At 44.2% G+C, this 20,109-nt stretch carries 18 protein-coding genes; 11 read left to right on the top strand and 7 right to left on the bottom strand.

The annotated features are described in order from the left end of the window. Window positions 1–66: 66 nt before the first annotated feature. The 4 genes from focA to smc all read right to left on the bottom strand — a co-directional run bounded on the left by focA (window position 67) and on the right by smc (window position 7,584). Window positions 67–909, bottom strand: coding sequence for a formate transporter FocA (gene focA / locus LQZ07_RS08435; protein WP_152779637.1), 843 nt, complete (start codon window positions 907–909; stop codon window positions 67–69). Window positions 910–1,070: 161 nt separating this feature from the next. Beyond that, window positions 1,071–3,080, bottom strand: a complete 2,010-nt coding sequence (gene ligA / locus LQZ07_RS08430) for an NAD-dependent DNA ligase LigA (RefSeq protein WP_152779639.1) — start codon at window positions 3,078–3,080, stop codon at window positions 1,071–1,073. A 71-nt stretch (window positions 3,081–3,151) separates the two neighbouring features. Further along, window positions 3,152–4,138 carry a cell division protein ZipA gene (gene zipA / locus LQZ07_RS08425; protein ID WP_152779641.1) on the bottom strand — a complete coding sequence of 329 codons (987 nt, stop codon included), beginning with the start codon at window positions 4,136–4,138 and terminating at the stop codon, window positions 3,152–3,154. Between the two features lie 20 nt (window positions 4,139–4,158). Next, window positions 4,159–7,584, bottom strand: coding sequence for a chromosome segregation protein SMC (gene smc / locus LQZ07_RS08420; protein ID WP_152779643.1), 3,426 nt, complete (start codon window positions 7,582–7,584; stop codon window positions 4,159–4,161). 102 nt (window positions 7,585–7,686) lie between these two features. On the opposite strand from smc, the gene cysZ reads away from it, so the two are divergent. Then, the gene (gene cysZ / locus LQZ07_RS08415) at window positions 7,687–8,448 is read left to right on the top strand and encodes a sulfate transporter CysZ (RefSeq protein ID WP_152779645.1); all 762 of its coding nucleotides are present in this window, start codon (window positions 7,687–7,689) and stop codon (window positions 8,446–8,448) included. Next, window positions 8,448–8,744, top strand: a complete 297-nt coding sequence (locus LQZ07_RS08410) for a hypothetical protein (RefSeq protein WP_152779647.1) — start codon at window positions 8,448–8,450, stop codon at window positions 8,742–8,744. The genes cysZ and LQZ07_RS08410 overlap by 1 nt, the downstream gene beginning before the upstream one ends. Here LQZ07_RS08410 and LQZ07_RS08405 read toward each other — a convergent pair. Beyond that, entirely contained in the window at window positions 8,741–10,216 is a 1,476-nt protein-coding gene (locus LQZ07_RS08405) for an HD-GYP domain-containing protein (RefSeq protein WP_152779649.1), read from the bottom strand. The genes LQZ07_RS08410 and LQZ07_RS08405 overlap by 4 nt on opposite strands. A gap of 419 nt (window positions 10,217–10,635) precedes the next feature. Here LQZ07_RS08405 and cysK point away from each other — a divergent pair, with 419 nt between their 5' ends. From cysK to LQZ07_RS24570, 9 genes are all read left to right on the top strand, one after another. Further along, window positions 10,636–11,604 carry a cysteine synthase A gene (gene cysK, locus LQZ07_RS08400; RefSeq protein ID WP_152779652.1) on the top strand — a complete coding sequence of 323 codons (969 nt, stop codon included), beginning with the start codon at window positions 10,636–10,638 and terminating at the stop codon, window positions 11,602–11,604. A gap of 412 nt (window positions 11,605–12,016) precedes the next feature. Then, a complete protein-coding gene (locus tag LQZ07_RS08395; RefSeq protein ID WP_016403637.1) occupies window positions 12,017–12,274 on the top strand; it encodes an HPr family phosphocarrier protein in 258 nt (85 codons plus the stop codon). 51 nt (window positions 12,275–12,325) lie between these two features. Further along, entirely contained in the window at window positions 12,326–14,053 is a 1,728-nt protein-coding gene (gene ptsI / locus LQZ07_RS08390) for a phosphoenolpyruvate-protein phosphotransferase PtsI (protein WP_152779654.1), read from the top strand. Window positions 14,054–14,097: 44 nt separating this feature from the next. Continuing rightward, window positions 14,098–14,607: a PTS glucose transporter subunit IIA gene (gene crr / locus LQZ07_RS08385; protein WP_016403639.1), complete on the top strand. Its 510-nt coding sequence runs from the start codon at window positions 14,098–14,100 to the stop codon at window positions 14,605–14,607. Between the two features lie 320 nt (window positions 14,608–14,927). Continuing rightward, on the top strand, window positions 14,928–15,293 hold the full coding sequence (locus LQZ07_RS08380) for an ArsC family reductase (RefSeq protein WP_152779656.1): 366 nt from the start codon (window positions 14,928–14,930) through the stop codon (window positions 15,291–15,293). Window positions 15,294–15,297: 4 nt separating this feature from the next. Further along, complete coding sequence (dapE, locus tag LQZ07_RS08375; RefSeq protein WP_152779658.1) at window positions 15,298–16,440, top strand: succinyl-diaminopimelate desuccinylase; 1,143 nt, start codon at window positions 15,298–15,300, stop codon at window positions 16,438–16,440. Next, complete coding sequence (locus LQZ07_RS08370; RefSeq protein WP_152779660.1) at window positions 16,433–17,122, top strand: M15 family metallopeptidase; 690 nt, start codon at window positions 16,433–16,435, stop codon at window positions 17,120–17,122. The genes dapE and LQZ07_RS08370 overlap by 8 nt, the downstream gene beginning before the upstream one ends. Further along, entirely contained in the window at window positions 17,122–17,823 is a 702-nt protein-coding gene (locus LQZ07_RS08365; protein WP_152779662.1) for a hypothetical protein, read from the top strand. The genes LQZ07_RS08370 and LQZ07_RS08365 overlap by 1 nt, the downstream gene beginning before the upstream one ends. Window positions 17,824–17,887: 64 nt before the next feature. Next, complete coding sequence (locus LQZ07_RS24570; protein ID WP_152779664.1) at window positions 17,888–18,034, top strand: DUF2897 family protein; 147 nt, start codon at window positions 17,888–17,890, stop codon at window positions 18,032–18,034. A 30-nt stretch (window positions 18,035–18,064) separates the two neighbouring features. On the opposite strand, the gene LQZ07_RS08360 is transcribed toward LQZ07_RS24570, so the two are convergent. Both LQZ07_RS08360 and bamC read right to left on the bottom strand, forming a co-directional pair. Continuing rightward, window positions 18,065–18,469: a hypothetical protein gene (locus LQZ07_RS08360; protein ID WP_152779666.1), complete on the bottom strand. Its 405-nt coding sequence runs from the start codon at window positions 18,467–18,469 to the stop codon at window positions 18,065–18,067. A gap of 243 nt (window positions 18,470–18,712) precedes the next feature. Continuing rightward, entirely contained in the window at window positions 18,713–19,900 is a 1,188-nt protein-coding gene (bamC, locus tag LQZ07_RS08355) for an outer membrane protein assembly factor BamC (protein ID WP_152779667.1), read from the bottom strand. Window positions 19,901–20,109: the final 209 nt, after the last annotated feature.

Here is a 20,109-nt window from a genome sequence, read left to right as displayed (position 1 = left end):
ATACTGGCTAGCCGCAGGCTTAGTTAAGTGCTCAACAATCGCACCCTAACGATGCAACGAACGCGGTTAATCGGGCTTTCGTAGATAAATAAGCCAATAACCTAACCCCACAAATACCCCTCCGCCAATGATGTTACCGAGAGTGACCGGAATTAAATTATTGATGAAGAAGTTGCCAAAAGTGAGATCGGCAAAGTCTGCTGGGCTTAAGCCAGTTGCTTGCCAAAACTCGGAGCCTGCAAGATTCTTAATACCAATAGCCATAGGTACTTGGAACATATTGGCAATACAGTGCTCAAAGCCCGCCGAGACAAACATTGCTACCGGCAGAATCATCACCATTACCTTGTCCGTTAAACTGCGGGCGCTAAACGTCATCCATACTGCGATACATACCAACACATTACACATAATGCCCAAGGCAACTGCTTGAAAAAAATCATGATGCAGCTTGTGCTGGGCAATACGCATGGTATTGATACCCACCTCCCCTTCGGCAAAGGTGTATTGCTTGGTCATTAGCATTAGCGAAACTAAAACAAAAGCACCTGCCAAATTACCTAAGTAAACCAATGACCAGTTAACACATAAGCTTTTCCATGAGATTTTACCGCTGGCTCTTGCCACTAGTGTCAATACAGAGCTGGTAAACAGTTCACCACCGGTAATAATCACAAAAATCAGGCCCAAGCTAAATGCCATGCCGCCGATTAAACGGGTAAAACCCCAAGGAAAATCTCCCGCACCAGTGGTTACGGTGGTATAAAAAACAAAGGCTATACCGATATGTGCGCCAGCAGTAAGGGCCAGTAAAAACGCTTTAAGCGGATCTTTGGTGGCTTTACTTACTCCAACGTCGGCAGCACGTTCGGCCATTTGGGGTGGAAGCAAGGAATCGAATTGGCTCATAGGGAACACTTTATTGGTGGTGGTTCATTAAGCGTAGCTGAATCGACATATAACAAGCCATTTAAGCCAAGCAATCAAAGTGGTTGTTAGTGACTATTCAACAAAAAGGCCCGCTAGCAAACTAGCGGGCCTTTATAGTAGTGATAGTGAGAGAGCTTCACTTAGCTTTGCAGCAAATCAACTAATTGTTGTTCATTCCATACTTCAATGCCCAAATCTTGGGCTTTAGTCAGCTTAGAGCCTGCCGCATCACCGGCAATCACAATGTCGGTTTTCTTTGAAACACTGCCGGTTACTTTAGCGCCCAAGGCTTGCAGCGCTTGTTTAGCTTCGCTTCTGCCAAGTTGACTTAAGGTGCCGGTAAGTACAATTACCTTACCGTTCATGGCCAAGTCTTCTTCCGCCTTATCTTCTATCGCCGGCCAACTAAGTTGTTCGGCCAGCGCATTCACTAGTTCAGCATTTTGCTCTTGTGTGAAGAAAAAACGCAGGTGCTTAGCAACAATTTCACCTACATCAGGCACATCTTGTAGTTGTTCAAGGCTGGCATCGGCTATTGCGGGTAAGCTTTTAAAATGTTGAGCAAGGTTACCAGCTGTCGCCTCGCCTACTTCACGGATCCCTAAGGAATAAATGAAGCGCGCCAAAGTGGTCTCTCGTGCTGCCTCGATACCTGCTAGCAACTTATCGACAGACTTCTCGCCCATGCGTTCTAAGCCCAACAAGGAGTCACGTTGCTGCGCAAGGTGAAACAAATCTAAGGGGGTTTGCAATAACTCCGCTTCGACTAACTGCTCTACCAACTTGTCACCAATACCGTCTATATCTAGAGCTTTACGGGCAACAAAGTGTTTTAGTGCCTCTTTACGCTGTGCACCACAACGCAGGCCTGCTACACAACGCGCAACAGCCTCACCTTCGATGCGCTCGATGGCGCTATCACACACCGGGCAGCTTTCGGGAAAAACTATCTCTTTTGCATCTTCTGGGCGACGCTCAAGGATGACTCCGGCTACCTGCGGAATCACATCACCCGCTCTGCGTACAATCACGCTATCACCAATGCGCACCGCTAAACGTTCAATTTCATCAGCGTTGTGCAAGGTGGCATTACTCACCGTAACGCCACCAACAAAAACCGGCTCTAAACGGGCAACGGGAGTTATCGCTCCGGTTCGCCCAACCTGAAATTCAACATCTCGCAATACGGTAATTTCTTCTTGAGCCGGATATTTATGGGCGGTTGCCCAGCGAGGAGCTCGCGCAACAAAACCCAATTGTTGCTGCAGTTCCAAACTATCTACTTTGTAAACAACGCCATCAATTTCATAGGCGAGGCTATTGCGGCGCTCACCAATTTCTTGGTAATAGGCAAAACACGCCTCACTGCCGCTAACAGTGCGTACTTCAGGACACACCGGTAAACCATAGTCTTTTAAGCTTTGTAAGTTCTGATAATGACTTTGACTTAAGCTTTCGCTCACCACGCCCAAGGAGTAGGCATAAAATGCCAACGGACGCGTAGCAGTGATTTGCGAGTCTAACTGTCGCAAACTTCCTGCTGCTGCATTGCGTGGGTTGGCAAAGCCTTTTTCACCCTTTTCGATTGCCTGCTGATTAAGTTTTTCAAAACCCGCCTTAGGCATGAAGATTTCACCGCGCACTTCCAATCTGGCGGGCCAGTTATTGCCCCGTAAACGCAGAGGAATAGAGCGAATAGTTTTCACATTCTCGGTGACATTTTCACCGGTGCTGCCATCTCCACGCGTTGCAGCTTGCTGCAATACACCGTCCACATAAAGAATGCTGACTGCCAAACCATCTAATTTAGGCTCAACACAATAGCTAATCTCATCCGTTGCTACTAAGCGCTCTTGCAGGCGTTTATTAAAGGCACTGAGCTCTTCTTCACTGAATACGTTGTCTAAAGACAACATCGGCATTTCGTGCTGAATTTGATCGAAGGCTGATAGTGGCGTTCCGCTAACACGCTGGGTAGGCGAGTCGCTTCGCAGCAAGTCTGGGTGTTGCTTTTCTAAGCTCTGCAGTTCTCGAAATAAGCGGTCATATTCAGCATCAGGAACCGAAGGCTCATCCAATACGTAATATTGATAGTTATATTGCTCGAGTTGAGTTCTTAGCTGCTCAATTTGTTGTTCTGGCTTGTCCATGAGAGACCTTTCAAATAAAAAAGCCTTCCCAGATACATGTATTGGAAAGGCTTAAAAGTACACACAATTTATTAGTTTACGAGCAGTTGCTTACGCTCGTATTCACGCACCCGTTGCTCATAGTGATTAACGGTTTGCTTGGTCAAAGGATTACGCTGGTCATCTAACATTATCGCGTCTAAATCTTTAGCCAAGGTCATTGCTGCGTTATACATTAAGGCAAAGTTTTTAGTTGGTTCGCCCTTACATGGCACGGTCATGAAAATGCTCACACCACGGGTTTCCAACTGGTCCATGGCATCAATATCAAAAGTGCCAGGGTTAACCATATTAGCCAAACTAAATATCACCGGACCCGTGCCGCTGTTATCTAAGTGACGATGAAAAATATCCATGTCACCATGGCGCAAACCAATTTTGTCCAAGCTTGCTAACAGCGCAGCACCTCTTAAGTAACGGCCACTCTGAGCCATAACATTTAAGATAAACACATCATCGGGTGCATTAGGATCTTTAACCGGCTCTTGCGGTTCTTCCACCACAGGCTCTACAAGTTCTTCTTTTACTTCATCCATATCAAAGGCAAACTCTGGTTCGCTAGACAAAGTACTTGGCTCAGGTTCAACACTCACAGCCTCTGGATTGGCCTTAGGTTCTAAGCCCTCTAAACCTTGGCTATCACTAATACTTGGCGCTTCATCTACCGCAGAAAAGCTAAATTCAGGCTCTTTTCGCTGCACTGGCGCGCTTGGCTCAGCGGCAAAATCTGAGCTTACTTTTACTTCGGCTGGTTTGGCCGCAGGTTTTGCGGCTGGAGCTACTTCTTGCTGAGTAATAGCGTCTTCAATAGGGTCACCAATAACCCGAGCTTGACCTACACCTAGATCATCAAAACCTTGTTCATCACGTGTTGCTGAAGATTCTTGAGCCCCTAAAGATTGTTTGGGACTAACCAGTTTTTCAGGTCGTTGTTTGCGACTACTCCAAAAACCATGAGCGAGCAAAGCAATAATTAAAATGATTCCAACAACGATAAGTACGATGCGTAATTCCTGCATTTAACTGTTCTCTAAAGCTATTATTCCACCATGGCTATCGCTTCTGCGATATCCACTGCTACCAAGCGTGATACGCCTGGCTCCTGCATTGTTACCCCGGCAAGTTGCGAGGCCTTTTCCATTGTCACTTTATTGTGACTGATAAATATAAATTGAACCGTATCAGACATACTATGCACTAAATCGGCAAAACGTCCCACATTTACTTCATCTAGCGGTGCATCTACCTCATCAAGCATACAAAATGGCGCAGGATTTAAGCGAAATATAGCAAAAACCAAGGCCAAGGCAGTCAGCGCTTTTTCTCCGCCCGACAATAAACTAATGCTAGCATTCTTTTTACCCGGAGGTCGCGCCATTATAGTTACACCAGTTTCGAGTAAGTCGTCGGAAGACAGTTCAAGCCAAGCCTTACCCCCACCAAAAACCTTGGGGAAAAGCTGCTGTAAGTCTGCATCTACTTTAGCAAAAGTTTCACTAAATTTAGAACGAGTTTGACGGTCTATTTTGGCGATTGCCGTCTGCAGCACTTCAATAGCGGCTTCTAAATCAGTAAGTTGCGTGCTTAGCTCTTGATAACGTGCATTCTGCTGTTCAAATTCTTCTTCCGCAGCTAAGTTGACCGCGCCTAATCGCTTCAAGCGCGTATCTACTTGGCTTAGTTCACTGGCATAATCGTCTTCTAAGCTGGCTTCGGGCAACGATAGCTCAAGGTGTTTTAAGTTTTCACCTTGCTCCGCTAGTTGCTCTAACAATACGGTTCGACGCGCTAACAAACTTTGCTGCTCAATTCGTTGTTGCGTACCTTGCTCTATCAATTCTTTTAAACGTAGCTGCGCATCTTTTAACTGCTGAGCCAAAGCTTGCTGTTGTTCAACACTTTTATGGTGTGCTTCGCTAGCGCCTGTTTGCTGCTCTTCCAATTCTAAGTGTTGCTCTAGCAACTGTTCTATTTGCTCACCAAGCAGGGCTAGTTGCTCATCGTGCTCTTCAGGCTGCGCCTGCAACTGCAGTTCAAGCTCGGCCAACTTTTGCTGCTGATAGCTTTGCTGCTGCAGTTGGGCTTGATATTTTGCTTGCTGTTGCTGCAATAACAATTGCTGCTGATGACTAGCTTGTTGCTGTTGCTGCAAGCTCAAGCGTTGCTGTTTTAGAGCATCTGTCGCCAGTGCAGTTTGTTGTTGCAAGTATTTTTGCTTTTCGCTTTGCTGGTTTAATTCAGCCTGATGCTGTTCAAGTTGTTCTTCGAGCAATAACTGCGATTCTTGATCTTGCTCCAGCGTAATCTGCAGTTCGGCGATTTGCTGCTGTATTTGCTCAGTTTGTTGCTTGGCAAAGGCTTGCTGTTGCTCTAATAAGGCTAAGCGGCTGCGCCAGTCGGCAAGCTCGGCTTTCACTGTCACTAAATTTTGGCTTAGCCCTTTTATCTGTTCAGCCTGTTGCTGAGATTGCTGCTGTAGGTCTTGTTGTTCAAGCTTTAACTGAGTAGCGCTTTCCTCCAACTGAGCCAATAATTCTTGTAGCTGCTGGCGCTCTTGTTGCAGACTTAACAAAGAATGTTGGTAATTAGGTGGGCTCAACTGCTGCCAGTATTTTCCTACCCACTCGCCCTTGGCAGTTATCAATGATTGTTCATGACTGAGATGCTCTCGCAAGCTTATCGCTTGCTCAAGATTATCGACCACTAGCACTTGGCCACATAAGTATCCAAGCTCAACATTCTCTAACTGTTCGGCTAAGCTGCTCAACGCTGCTAACTGAGGAGCGAGCTGATGACTTACCGCAGGAGCCACTGCGCTTAATGCTAAGGGAAACTGGGCGTCTAGTTGCTCACACCACTCCGCCTGTAGCCATGTACTTAAAACCACATCTGCAGCCTGTTCCCAACCTTCCTTCACACCCAGAACGTCAAGCAGTGGCTGCTGGGCTGTCTGCTCAACTTGCCCAAGCAATTTATCTACACCCTGCAAACGGGTTTCTTCAGCAGTTTGCTGTAATTGTGTTTGTTGCAATTCTTGTTGGCAGGCCGTGAGTTTGTCGGCTAAGTGCTGCTTAGAGTCCTCAGCCTGTGCCAACTGCATCTCAAGCTCATGTTGCTTGGGTTCGCTTTCGTCGAGCTGCTGAGTTAAACGCTGCAAGGCAGCTTCATCACCATCGGTGGTGTGACTTAAGCTTTGCTCTAATTGAGCAATCTGCTGCTTATGGCGCTGCTGCATTTGCTCACAATGGCGCAATTGGGCTTCGCACTGCTGCACAGAGTGACGCGCCTGTTGGCTCGCTGCTAAAAAGGCATTACTCTCAGCTAAGGCATCCGCATGCTGTTGCTCGGCGTCTTCTAGCTGTGGCTCTAACTCTAACAACACTTGTTGCTGCATCTCTTGTTGCAACTCTAGGTCTGCGATGGCTTCTTGTTCCAACGCTAACTGCTCACTTAGCACCTCTAAGCTTGTCTTAATTTCAGCTTGCTGAGTTAAGTTGCGGTCGCGGCTTTGTTGCGACTGACTCTGTTGTTGCTTGGTATGTAATTGTTGCTGCTCAAGTTTCGCCAACTCAGTTTTAAGTTGGTAACTTTGCTGCTGCAGATTTTGAATCTGTTCTTGCTGCTCTGCAATTTGATGGTTAAGCAAGCTAAGCTGGTTTTCCGTTTGAGTTATCAGGTGTTCTTCGTGCCTTTGCTGCTGTTCGGCCTGATCATTCCCCTGATTGCCTTTATCAATGCTCGCGTCCAACTGGCGCAACTCTTGAAGGCAAATAAGCGCCTTTAGTTCACGATGACGTTCTCGATACTGGCGATAACGCTTAGCCGCTTGCGCTTGGGTTTTAAGCTTACTGACTTGTTGTGCAAGCTCTGATTCGATATCTCGCAGACGCAGAATATTTTCATCGGTGTGTTTAATGCGAAGCTCAGTCTCGCGTCGGCGTTCCTTATACTTAGACACGCCAGCTGCTTCTTCAATAAACACCCGCAGTTCTTGTGGTTTCGACTCGATTAAACGGCTAATCATGCCTTGTTCAATAATTGCGTAACTGCGCGGACCAAGACCAGTTCCTAAAAACAAATCGGTAATATCGCGTTTACGGCATTTAGCGCCATTTAGCAGATAGTTGTTTTGACCATCTCGACTAACTTCTCGGCGAACGGCAATCTCGGCGTAACTAGCAAACTCACCGCCAATTCGCCCTTGCTGGTTATCGAAAATCAATTCCACCATGGCTTTAGATACAGCGGCGCGCTTGGTTGAACCATTAAAGATAACATCGGTCATAGAGCCACCGCGCAAATGGCGGGCATTGCTCTCACCTAATACCCAGCGAACAGCGTCGATTACGTTTGACTTGCCACAGCCGTTTGGCCCTACTATGGCTGTCATATCGGTGGGAAAAGGGATGGTGGTTCGGTCAACGAAAGATTTAAACCCGGCGAGGCGGATTTGTTTCAAGCGCATAAATGATTTTGCTTAATTTGTTGCTATTGTTAAGCAAGACTTTACCAGAGCTATCAACGCTTTGTAATATATGAGTCCATAAACAAACGAGGGATCACAACAATGACGCAGCATTCGCTTGCTTCTCGCAGCGGAATTTCTTACATCGCCCAGGGTTTTAGCTTAATTACTCAACCTGGTCTTCGGCTTTTTGTGATGATTCCTCTAATCGCTAACATTCTGTTGTTTGGTGCAGCATTCTTCTTTTTATACCAACAGTTAGGCACTTGGGTTCAGCAGATTGTTGATTACCTACCAAGCTGGCTAGATTGGCTAAGCTGGTTGATTTGGCCAACGGCGATAATCGCTATTCTGATGGTGTTTGGTTTTACCTTTAGCATTATTGGAAACTGGATTGCAGCGCCTTTTAATGGCTTATTAGCCGAAAAAGTAGAAATGCACCTTAGCGGCAAAAAAGTCGACGACATGTCGATAGTCGAACTCATCAAAGATTTACCACGCATTTTCTCTCGAGAACTGCAAAAGCTGTGGTACTGGCTACCCAAAGCTTTGGGATTATTACTGCTGTTTTTAATCCCTGCCATTGGCCAAACTATTGCGCCTGTACTGTGGTTTTTATTCTGTGCTTGGATGATGTGCATTCAATACATTGATTACCCTTTTGACAATCATCGCATTCCATTTGCTACGATGCGTGATCAACTTAAGCAAGACCGCATTCGCAACAGTGGATTTGGGGCGATCGTTTTATTTTTTAGTACCGTACCCCTATTAAACTTAATTATCATGCCGGTAGCGGTATGTGGTGCCACAGCAATTTGGGTCGATAGTTATCGAGACAAGCTGGTCGAGGAGAAGCAGTAATGAAAACCAAACATCTATTATCAAGCTTAGTACTAAGTGTCAGCTTACTGAGTGCGGGCTCTGTGATGGCAGCAGCCAGTTCACTACAAAAGATAAACTACGGCGAAGCCCAGGAAATGAATTTAACCAAAGTGGCTCAAAAAACCTTTTTGAGCAACTTAGATTTAGACATAGCCGAAAAAGAAGCCGTGGAATGGGCCAGTACCCAAAACGCCAGCCACTACTCGGTTTACACCGTAGAGCGCAGCCCGAAAAGAGATCGCTACCGCGTATCCATTGTGGTTTACAGCAACTAAGCTGCACACTCTGGTTTATCACTGTATTGAGCAGCAATCTCGACAAATTGCTGCTCACATCGGCAAAATGCCTCAACCACGGCAGGGTCAAAATGCGAGCCCTTCCCTTCTAAAATAATCTGCTTAGCTTTGTCGTGAGAAAAAGCAGGTTTGTATACCCGCTTAGAAATGAGCGCATCATAAACATCTGCCAAGGCCATTAAGCGCGCACTTAAGGGAATGTCACTCCCAGCTAACCCTTCGGGATAGCCACTTCCATCCCATTTCTCGTGATGAGATAAAGCGATTTCTTTAGCGTATTGCAGGAAGGCCGCATCCTCACTGCCAAACTGGCGTTCAGCTTCGGCTAAGGCATTGGCTCCTATTTCAGGATGCTGGCGCATGATCTGCCACTGTTCATCATCAAGTTGACCGGGCTTAAGTAAAATGGCGTCGGGGATCCCCACTTTTCCTATGTCATGTAAGGGGGCTGACTTATAGATTAAATCAATAATCTGAGAGCTTAATAAATTGCTAAAACCTTGCTCATTTTGCAGCGCCTCAGCCAAAGCTTTAACGTAGTACTGCGTACGTAGAATATGCGCGCCGGTTTCATTGTCACGGGTTTCTGCTAGTGTCGCCAAACTGTGAATGGCGATATCTCGCGTTTGCTGAAGCGACAAAGTACTACGCTGCAAGCTAGCAATCATTGAATTGGTGCGCTGCGCTATCAAGCCAAACTCATCACTACTACTAATGGTAACCTGAGTATCTAATTGGCCAGCTTGTACCTTAGCCAAGCTATGATTTTCGTTTTCTAGCAAACGCTTTAGGTTGCGTGAGTAACTGCTTATTACCCGTAGCACGTAGGCCAATACCACCAGCAATACAAAGCTTAGTTCGATAACAATATAACGCTGAGCCACTTCAATCGGGTAGAGATCTGAACCAACATTTACCAACCAATCTAAATCCTTATTAATCACCAAAAAGATAACACCAGCTAGCACGAAAGCGCTGGCTGCCGCGAAGGCTGAAAATTTTTGACTAACAGAATAAGGCTGCGGCTTAATCTGTAAGTGTTGGCCAGCACTCTCCAAGTCTTGAGCAATTTGCCATTCCTTAAACAAGGCTAAATCTGCCGCTACATAAAAGCCCAAAGCAGCCAAACCTAAAATAACCTTTAAGTTTGACTCCCAAGGTGGCTCAAACATCATTAAATTATAACTAACGATGCTTAAGGCCATGATTAAAAACAGTGAAAAATCGAGAGTGAACTGGGCGCTTACTTGCTGTTCCTTTGACTTCCTTTCTATTGCCAAACAGGCAAAGCGCCTCGCCAACAAGGTGACAAGAAAACTAATAATGATAGGGAGTAATAATTGAAGAGGCGTTTGAGCTTCCAAAAACGGACAAACTTGAACGCCATAAATAGAAAACAACACCATGGCAATTAGCCAGTGTTTACTTGCTAAACGCGCAACTTTCTCCATTTGTATCTCTCATCCTTTTAGCTGTTAAACGCTATTGTGCTTCAATGTTAAGTTATACCAGACAAGTGTATGTTAACTATTAAACATATTAGTGGGATAAAGATAATAGTTAATCAGCTCGCAATTTTGGCACTACAAGTTTGTGGTTGCCTCATCATCTAGCCCAGTAGCAGCATAAAACTAACAATGCTTATAGCTTCAATAATAGACCTAGAGCCAGCTATGACTGCGTTTATTCACAAGTCTTCTACAAATCCTAGCTTTATGGCATATCAATTTATCTCTTAATTACATAACGTTATAAATAAACGTTACTTCCCCTTCCCAAATAGCGCGTTATGCTAGTAACACAGTAATGCTGCTAAGTGCCGATAACCACTGATTGTAGCAAGCCTATTAACCTTAAAAAGGACGTTTCAATGAGTAAGATTTACGAAGACAATTCCCTGACTATCGGTCGCACTCCGCTAGTTCGCCTTAACCGCGTAAGCAAAGGTAACGTACTGGCTAAAGTAGAAAGCCGTAACCCAAGCTTCAGTGTTAAATGTCGTATTGGTGCAAACTTAGTATGGGATGCAGAAAAGAAAGGCTTATTGGGTCCAGGTAAAGAAATCATTGAACCTACCAGTGGTAATACCGGTATTGCTTTAGCATTTGTTGCAGCATCTCGCGGTTACCCTATCACCCTTACCATGCCAAATACCATGAGCTTAGAGCGTCGTAAATTGCTTAAAGCTTTGGGTGCTAACTTAGTGCTAACTGAAGGCGCTAAAGGCATGAAAGGCGCTATCGGTAAAGCTGAAGAAATTCGTGATGGCAACCCAGAGAAATACGTATTACTAGGTCAATTTGATAACCCAGCTAACCCAGAAATTCACGAGAAAACAACTGGCCCAGAGATTTGGCAAGATACAGACGGCGAAATTGATGTGTTTGTAGCGGGTGTGGGTACCGGTGGTACAATTACAGGTGTTAGCCGTTACATTAAACTGGAACAAGGCAAAAGCATCACTTCTGTTGCAGTAGAGCCAGTTGATTCTCCTGTTATTGCGCAAGCTAAAGCGGGTGAAGATCTAACTCCTGGTCCACACAAAATCCAAGGTATTGGTGCGGGCTTCATCCCTGGCAACCTAGATTTAGAAATGGTTGACGCGGTTGAGCAAGTAACGAATGAAGACGCTATAGCTATGGCTCAACGCTTAATGGAAGAAGAAGGTATTTTAGCGGGTATCTCTTCAGGCGCCGCTGTTGTAGCCGCTAACCGTATCGCTGAAAAGCCAGAATTTGCAGATAAAACGATTGTTGTGATTCTGCCAAGCTCAGGTGAGCGTTACTTATCAAGTGCTTTATTTGCTAACATTTTCACTGAACAAGAAAACGTTCAATAAGTAAATTTAAGCAAGTAATCAATAAGCAACCTGTGAAGGTTGCTTTTTTTGCGACAAAGACTTTATTTTCAAAGAAAATTAACCGTTAAGGCTTGTGCAACAAAACTGCAAAAACTATACTCCAAACCGCTAAATAATGCGCTTCACAATGTATCACTTTGTAACAAAAGGTATCAAAATTGACACATTGTTCACTTCGATAAATTAGTATTATTTATTAAATTACATAGAGTTACACACAAAACCCCTATGTAATATTAAGTAACACTGTACAACTAAATAGGAAAATTTGACGTAGATTAAACTTTACCAAAGGCTTTTACGTTATTTTTTTCTCGAAAACGTTTTACTAATAAGCGTCTAAGCTTATATCAAGCTATAGGCGACATAATTTAACTTGAGGAATGATTGTATGTTTGAGAAAAGTGTTGTTATCACCGCCGAAAATGGTCTTCATACTCGCCCTGCGGCACAATTTGTAAAAGAAGCAAAAGCATTTTCTAGCGATATCACTGTTGAGAGCAATGGCAAATCTGCCAGTGCCAAAAGCCTTTTTAAACTACAAACTCTTGGCCTAACTAAAGGCACTAGTGTGGTAATTCGCGCTGAAGGCGAAGACGAAACTGCCGCTGTAGAAAAACTAGTTGCGTTAATGGATGAACTTGAATAAGTCAGCATTTTTATAAGTCCGTTAATCAGTTCAACTAAATAGGTGTAGGTTATGATTTCAGGTATTCTGGCATCTCCAGGAATTTCAATTGGTAAAGCACTGCTACTTGCGGAACAAGAAGTAGTGATTAACCAAACAAATATCGACGCAGCGCAGGTAGAAAGCGAAGTACAACGCTTTTTCGATGGACGTAATAAAACTTCTGCACAGCTCGAAGAAATTAAAATAATGGCAGGTAAAACCTTCGGTGAAGAGAAAGAAGCTATCTTCGAAGGACATATCATGCTGTTAGAAGATGAAGAGCTTGAAGAGGAAATTCTAGCCTGCATCAAAGATAACTTGCTTAGCGCCGACAATGCAGCTCATACCATTATCGAGCAAAACGCGCAGATGCTAGCCGAGTTAGACGACCCTTACCTAAAAGAACGCGCAACGGACTTTCGCGACATAGGTTCTCGTTTAGTTAAAAACATTCTAGGCATCGAGATTGTTTCTTTAAGTACCATTACTGAAGAAGTAATTTTAGTCGCCAACGATTTAACCCCTTCAGAAACAGCTCAAATTAACTTAGATAAAGTACTAGGTTTTGTTACTGATATCGGCGGTCGTACTTCTCACACTTCTATTATGGCCCGCTCTTTAGAGCTACCAGCTGTTGTTGGTACCAACGACGTAACCCAACAGGTTAAAAATGGCGATATCATTGCGTTAGATGCACTAAACAATGAAGTTGTTATCAACCCAAGCGATGAGCAACTAGCCACCTATAAACAGCGCCAACAAAGCTACATCGATGAAAAAGCTGAACTTGCCAAATTAAAAGACCTACCTGCGGTTTCTTTAGATGGCCATCAAATTGAAGTATGTGCCAACATTGGCACCATTAAAGATGTAGACGGCGCTCACCGCAACGGCTCAGAAGGTGTTGGTTTATACCGTACCGAGTTTTTGTTCATGGATCGTGACTCACTACCTAGCGAAGACGAGCAGTTCGAAGCCTACAAAGCTGTAGTAGAAGCGATGCAAGGCCACCCAGTGATTATCCGCACTATGGATATCGGTGGCGATAAAGACTTACCTTACTTAGATTTACCAAAAGAGATGAACCCATTCTTGGGTTGGCGTGCAATTCGTATCTTCTTCGACCGCGAAGAAATTATGAATGCTCAACTTCGTGCGCTATTACGTGCGTCTGCTTTTGGTAAAGTGCGCATCATGTTCCCGATGATTGTTTCGGTTGAAGAGATTCGCAAGTTAAACGGTGTGCTAGATTCACTAAAAGCCGAATTACGTGCTGAAGACATCGCCTTTGATGAAGAAGTTGAAGTTGGCGTAATGGTAGAAACACCTGCAGCGGCGGCTATTGCTCACCATTTAATTAAAGAAGTAGACTTCTTTAGTATTGGAACCAACGACTTAACTCAGTACACTCTAGCAGTAGATCGTGGCAACGAGCTTATTTCTTCACTCTATAACCCAATGTCACCCGCTGTCCTTACTTTAATCAAGCAAGTTATTGATGCTTCACATGCTGAAGGTAAGTGGACAGGTATGTGTGGTGAGTTGGCTGGTGATGAAACTGCTACCTTGTTATTGATGGGAATGGGCTTAGATGAATTTTCAATGAGTGCCATTTCTATACCAAGGATCAAAAAACTGATCCGTAATTCAAACTATGCTGATGTGAAGAAATTAGCCGATCAAGCTTTAGCGTTACCAACAGCCGCTGAAATTGAAACGTTAGTTGACACTTTTGTTAAACAAAATTCCGTCTGTTAAGATAGTTACAACTGCACAATACATAAGAATTTAGGAGCGCCATAATGGGTCTATTCGACAAATTCAAGAAAATGGTTTCAGATGATAGTTCAAGCAAAGGCGGGATCGATATTATCGCCCCACTATCAGGTGAAATCGTTCCTATTGAAGAAGTGCCTGATGTAGTATTTGCTGAGAAAATCGTGGGCGATGGTATCGCGATTAAGCCAAGCGGTAACAAAATGGTAGCGCCATGTGACGGTACCATTGGTAAGATTTTTGAAACTAACCACGCGTTTTCACTAGAATCTACCGACGGCGTAGAACTGTTTGTTCACTTCGGTATTGATACCGTTGAGCTAAAAGGTGAAGGTTTCACTCGTATCGCGGCTGAAGGCCAAGAAGTGAAACAAGGTGATGTGATTATTGAGTTTGACCTAGCCGTGCTAGAAGAAAAAGCAAAATCAACGCTAACGCCCGTGGTTATCTCTAACATGGACGAGATTAAAGAATTAGTGAAAAAATCAGGTTCTGTAACCATTAGCGAAACGCCGGTACTAACCATTATTAAATAAATTGGGCTTTTGCCTAAGTGATTAAACCACGCTACTTAGCGTGGTTTTTTTTGCCTTAAATTCACTCAAAGCCTTAATACCAATCACACTAAGTAAGTGATCAGAAATAACGCAGGAAAAATACTCGAGAATAAGGCAGGATTTTTCGATAAGTAATTATTCTACAATCAAAAAATTCTAAAGCAGTTATCGAGTATTTTAACCAGATAAAATGAACAGTTACTTAGTACGATTGGTATAAATCCCTTACCAGCTAAATTGGTCGATGAGCTTTGCCTTCAGCTCTGGTATTCTTAGCCAAAATAAAAAAGGGAACATACATGTCTGCAACAAACATAGTAATGTTCGGGATCCCCAACTGCGACACTATTAAAAAAGCCCGCCGTTGGTTAAACGAACACAACATTGAATTTAGCTTCCACGACTATCGTAAAGATGGTGTTAGTGTTGAACAAATTAGCCATTGGTGTGAACAGCTGGGTTGGGAAGCCGTTTTGAACAAACGTGGAACCACTTATCGCCAGCTAAGCGACCAACAAAAAGCTGACCTAAATAAAGATACAGCCATTCAACTGCTGGCCGAGCACCCAGCAATGATTAAACGCCCACTACTTCAAGTTGACCAGTCTTTCACGCTTGGTTTTAAAGCCGACCAATACCAACAACTCTTTTCTCCGGAAGCATAAATCCATGTCAGATAGCCCCGTTTTACACTTAGCAAAAGATCTTATCAGCCGTCCGTCGGTGACCCCAGAAGACTGCGATTGCCAAAAACTAATGGCCGACCGACTAACTGCTGTTGGTTTTAACATTGAAGAAATGGTATTTGAAGACACCACCAATATGTGGGCGCGTAAAGGTGATACCGGCCCACTGTTTTGTTTTGCTGGACATACCGATGTAGTACCTCCTGGGCCTGCAGAAAAATGGCATACCCCACCCTTTGAGCCCACTGTTATTGATGGCATTCTACATGGGCGCGGAGCGGCTGACATGAAAGGCTCTTTAGCTGCCATGGTCGTAGCTACCGAGCGATTTGTGGCTGATTACCCTAATCACAAAGGTTCTATCTCGTACTTAATCACCTCTGATGAAGAAGGACCTTTTATTAATGGTACAACCCGCGTGGTCGATACCTTAATGGCCCGCAACGAACTGATTGATATGTGCTTGGTGGGCGAGCCATCCTCTACTCATCACGTGGGTGATGTAGTTAAAAATGGTCGCCGCGGCTCATTAACTGGAGATTTAACGGTAAAAGGTGTGCAAGGCCATGTGGCTTACCCCCACCTAGCTAAAAACCCTATTCATGATGCTGCACCAGCTCTTGCAGAACTAGCGGCAATGCATTGGGATAACGGTAATCAATTCTTCCCACCAACGAGTTTTCAAATTGCCAATATTCACGCTGGTACAGGTGCTTCTAATGTGATTCCTGGTGAGTTAGATGTTCAGTTTAACTTCCGCTACTCAACTGAGCTAACGGATAGTGAGATTGTAAAACGGGTACACAATATCTTTGATAGCCACGGTTTAGATTACCAGTTAGATTGGACCTACAATGGCCAACCATTTTTAACTGAGGAAGGCGACTTCTTGTCTGCAGTGAGCAACGCGGTAAGCAAGGTAACCAAGAAAGCTCCTGAGCTACTCACTACTGGAGGCACGTCTGACGGTCGTTTCATTGCAAAAATGGGGACACAGGTGGTCGAGCTTGGCCCAGTTAACACTACTATTCATAAAGTGAATGAGTGCGTTAAAGTGGCAGATTTAGAACAGTTAGCAGATATGTACTACGAGCTGTTAGTAAACGTTCTTGGCGGCGATGAGTAATCTTGCCAAGCCTCTAGCCCTTTATGGGCTAGACAAGAGCGAACTAATTGATGACCCCGAGCTTGCTTGGGTTCATCGCTTAGTTTTATCTGATCTTAAAAAGCTTATCAAAGCGGCTACGCAGGCTGGGTTTAACCTAAGCATTTTTAGTGGTTATCGAGATTTTCACCGCCAACTGGCGATCTGGAATAACAAATGGAATGGTCTGCGTCCAATTCTTGATGCCAATAGTCGCCCACTGGATATCTCAAGCCTAAGCGATGAGCACAAGCTGCATGCTATTTTGCGTTGGTCTGCTTTACCTGGCGCCAGCCGCCATCATTGGGGCACCGATTTTGATTTTTACGACCCCAAACTACTACCATCAGGAACTCGTTTAGAACTCATCCCTCAAGAGTATGCAGAGCAAGGTTGCCAGCACGCCTTATCGATATGGTTAAATGAATATGCTCAAGATTTTGGTTTTTTCTACCCTTATCTGCGCTTTAAGGGCGGCGTAGAGTTTGAACCATGGCACTTGAGCCACCTAGCCACCAGCCAAACAATGATGAGCAAACTCGATGCTAGCCAAACCCTAGAACACTTAAGAAATAACCAGGTGGCAGGCTTCGCTTGTATTGAACAGCACCTCGAAAAAATTTTTAGCCAATACGTTACCAATATCTGTTTACCGGAGACCTAATGCCAAGCTTGTATGCCACCTTGTTTGTTAGCCTTGTGAGTTGTTCTGCACTGGCCTTTCTTGTATTGATGCTGGTTTTACATAAGGGAGAGTTATGCCCTGGGCAAACAGGCAGAATTCAACGCCAATTAAGCACACTTGTTAGCTTTATAACCTTGGCAGGTTTAAGTGGATTTGAAAGCCAACAAGCGACTTGGTTAGTAGGCTTAGTCTTCGCCAGTGCGTTAATCGGTTGGGTGCTTACTTTCAAAATCAACAAGCTTAAACACAAACGCAGCCTAAATATTAACCTTTGGTGGTTAATGGGTATGCCACTGTTATTAGCCGCTACGGTTGTTTTGCTGCAACATAGTATTGGGATCTTTAGCTTTATTGCTTGTGCGGCGGCAATTGCCCACTGGCTAATGGTTAAGGCTAAACACCGCTTAACAAGCTTTGATAAACTGCTGCCATTTGCTGGGCTTGCTGCGGCAATGTGTAGCCTTGTGGCAGTGTGTATTTATCTCGTTTTAAACCAAACACTCTTGGAACAAGCTGATACAGTTAAGCACTTTGTGGTAATGAGCAGCTTGTTATTGCTAGCTACTCTGTTGTGGTTATTCCCGCAACTAAAGAAAACAGCCCCGCCAGCCCCTTTGTTATTGGCCGTGGCGTTTATCAGCTTTATTTCTAGCCTTAAGCTTCAAGCACTCCACGTTTAACAAGCTAATCTAGCTTTGGCACAGCTAGTTTGAATACCCACGTAGCAGGATTTGGAGACTTACCATGGCTATCGGATACGTTATTCTTATCATTGCTCTGGTACTGGGTTTTATCCTTGGCAATCTGATGCTGCTCAGGCACATGGACCGATTTAACATCAAGACAAAACTGCCTAAATCAAAAAAGTCGCACGACTCAGAGCAACGTTAAATCGCCCATTAATCATAAACTCCCCAAGCTTTACTGCTGCTGTTCCTTTTGCTTTTCTAAAGCCTGCAAATAAACATCTCTGGCCTTGAGTGAACCGGCTTGCTCGGCATCTTCTAAAAGCTTTAAGGCCTGTTGTTCATTTCCGTTCGCGATAGACTGTCGAATTAGCTGCCCAAACATTGCGTCTACCTCTGGATCAATGATCGGCGTAGTCGTTTCGCTTGTCGCTTCATTTGCGCCAATAGTATCTACACTAGAATTACTTGCTTCCCCAGCAACAGTGGTAGCAGTTGTTTCTGTAGAATTAGCGCCTACACTTTCCACACTAGAATGACTGGGTTCAACTGCTGTAGAGCTATTTTCAGCTGTATCGACATTTTGGCTACTGCATGCGCTTAGAACAAATACAGCACCAATAATTAGTATAAATCTCATAACATCTTCCTTTTAGTCTATCAGTTACTTATTTAATACGAATACAAGCCAAAATAAGTTTAGCCAAGAGTGAGTAGACAAGCCCGCTTTAAGCTAGAGAAGAACTCTCAACTAAAAACAAATGACTTCTCACACTGTAATAGTCAATTGCTTAAAGGGCAAAGGCGCAAGAAAAAACATAAAAGGCTAATAAAAAAGGCCTCATAAAGAGGCCTTATAAATCTAGCTAAATGCGAGCAAGTATTATCGAGACAAGCTATCGCTTGTATCTAAGCCCATCTTCATCAGAATGGCTAAGTACGGATACAGCGCTTTTACTTCACTTGGCTTAAGTACAACACCTTCATTATCACTTAAGGTAATTTGAGTAACATTGCCATTTGACCCCACCGTAAAGATGTAGTCTTTTTCTTCAAACTCCATGGTGCTTAAGCCATAGTTTTCAAGAACTTGCTCCGGTGGACGCTCGTAGGTTAAGTACAAGCTGCCAGAGTTAGCAATGTAATCGGTAATAGTGAAACCCGCTAGAGGCAATACTAAACGCAAACGCTTCATGGTTTTTTCCATGTTAGCTCGCGCTTTGTAGTAAGCAGCACCGCTGTCGTTTACTAACACTAAGTTAACCGTCTCATCGTAAAGTTGCTCTTTCTCGGCTTCACTCATAGCCGCCAAGCGCGCTTCTTCACGTTGCGCCGCAAGCTGTTCTTCTAGCTCTTCACGTCGGTCACTTATATAACCAATTAAGCGATTAAGCTCTACCACTGCAAGGCGCTGCTTGTCGAACTCATCTAAATCAATCGCTAAGTCTCCACCATCGCGATAAATCTCACCGTCGATAAAGCTTACTTTTAGACCCGCGGTTCGACCATGAGGTTTAACATCTAGCTGATAGGTAAATTTTTGGCGTTGCTCCATTACCGTATCGCTAGAGAAAAACCACCAACTGCCTTCTACTGTTTCGGCATCAACTAACCAATTTGATTCGATTATAGCTTGCTGGTCATCACGGCGAGCGATAGAAGAGTTACGATAGGCAATATAGTCACTAATGGTTTGCATCATCGTAGCAGTTGTTTCGGTAGCGGTTTGGGCTTGTAGAATATCAAACCAAAAAATCAGACCGTCTTCGGTATTTTCGATACGGCTTCCCGCGATGAGCGGTATAATTTGCACAGGTGCGCGAACATCCACCGCCGACCCGACTAAAACTTCCTCTTTAGCTTGCGGTGTTGGAATAACAAATTCACTACTTTGCTCAGGTGGTGTTACCCCGTCTGGGATCACTAAAGGCTCTACTTGAGTAGCTTCTAAATACTCAAAGCCTCGCTCAGCCTGACGGTGTTTCTCACCGCTACTAGAGCATGCTGCCAGAGTCGCTACTAGGCTGCCAAAAAACACGACTTTCATCGTTGGAAAAGAAACTAGTTGCATATCCCACTACATCTACAAACAAAAATATTTACTGGTAAGCGATTTCGTCATACGAAAACAATCCAGAGTAAGGGCGCTATACTACTTAGCCACTTTCATAAACACAAGGCGAAAACATTCAGGGCTTGATACAAACTCACCTTTTACTTTCTGCTAAATTTATATGCGCTAGAATTCCCAGCTTTAAGCAAGTATCCTGACACACTAAA

The organism is Agarivorans sp. B2Z047, from assembly GCF_023373605.1.
GTDB lineage: Bacteria > Pseudomonadota > Gammaproteobacteria > Enterobacterales > Celerinatantimonadaceae > Agarivorans > Agarivorans albus.
This window is presented reverse-complemented; position numbering and strand designations above follow the sequence as displayed.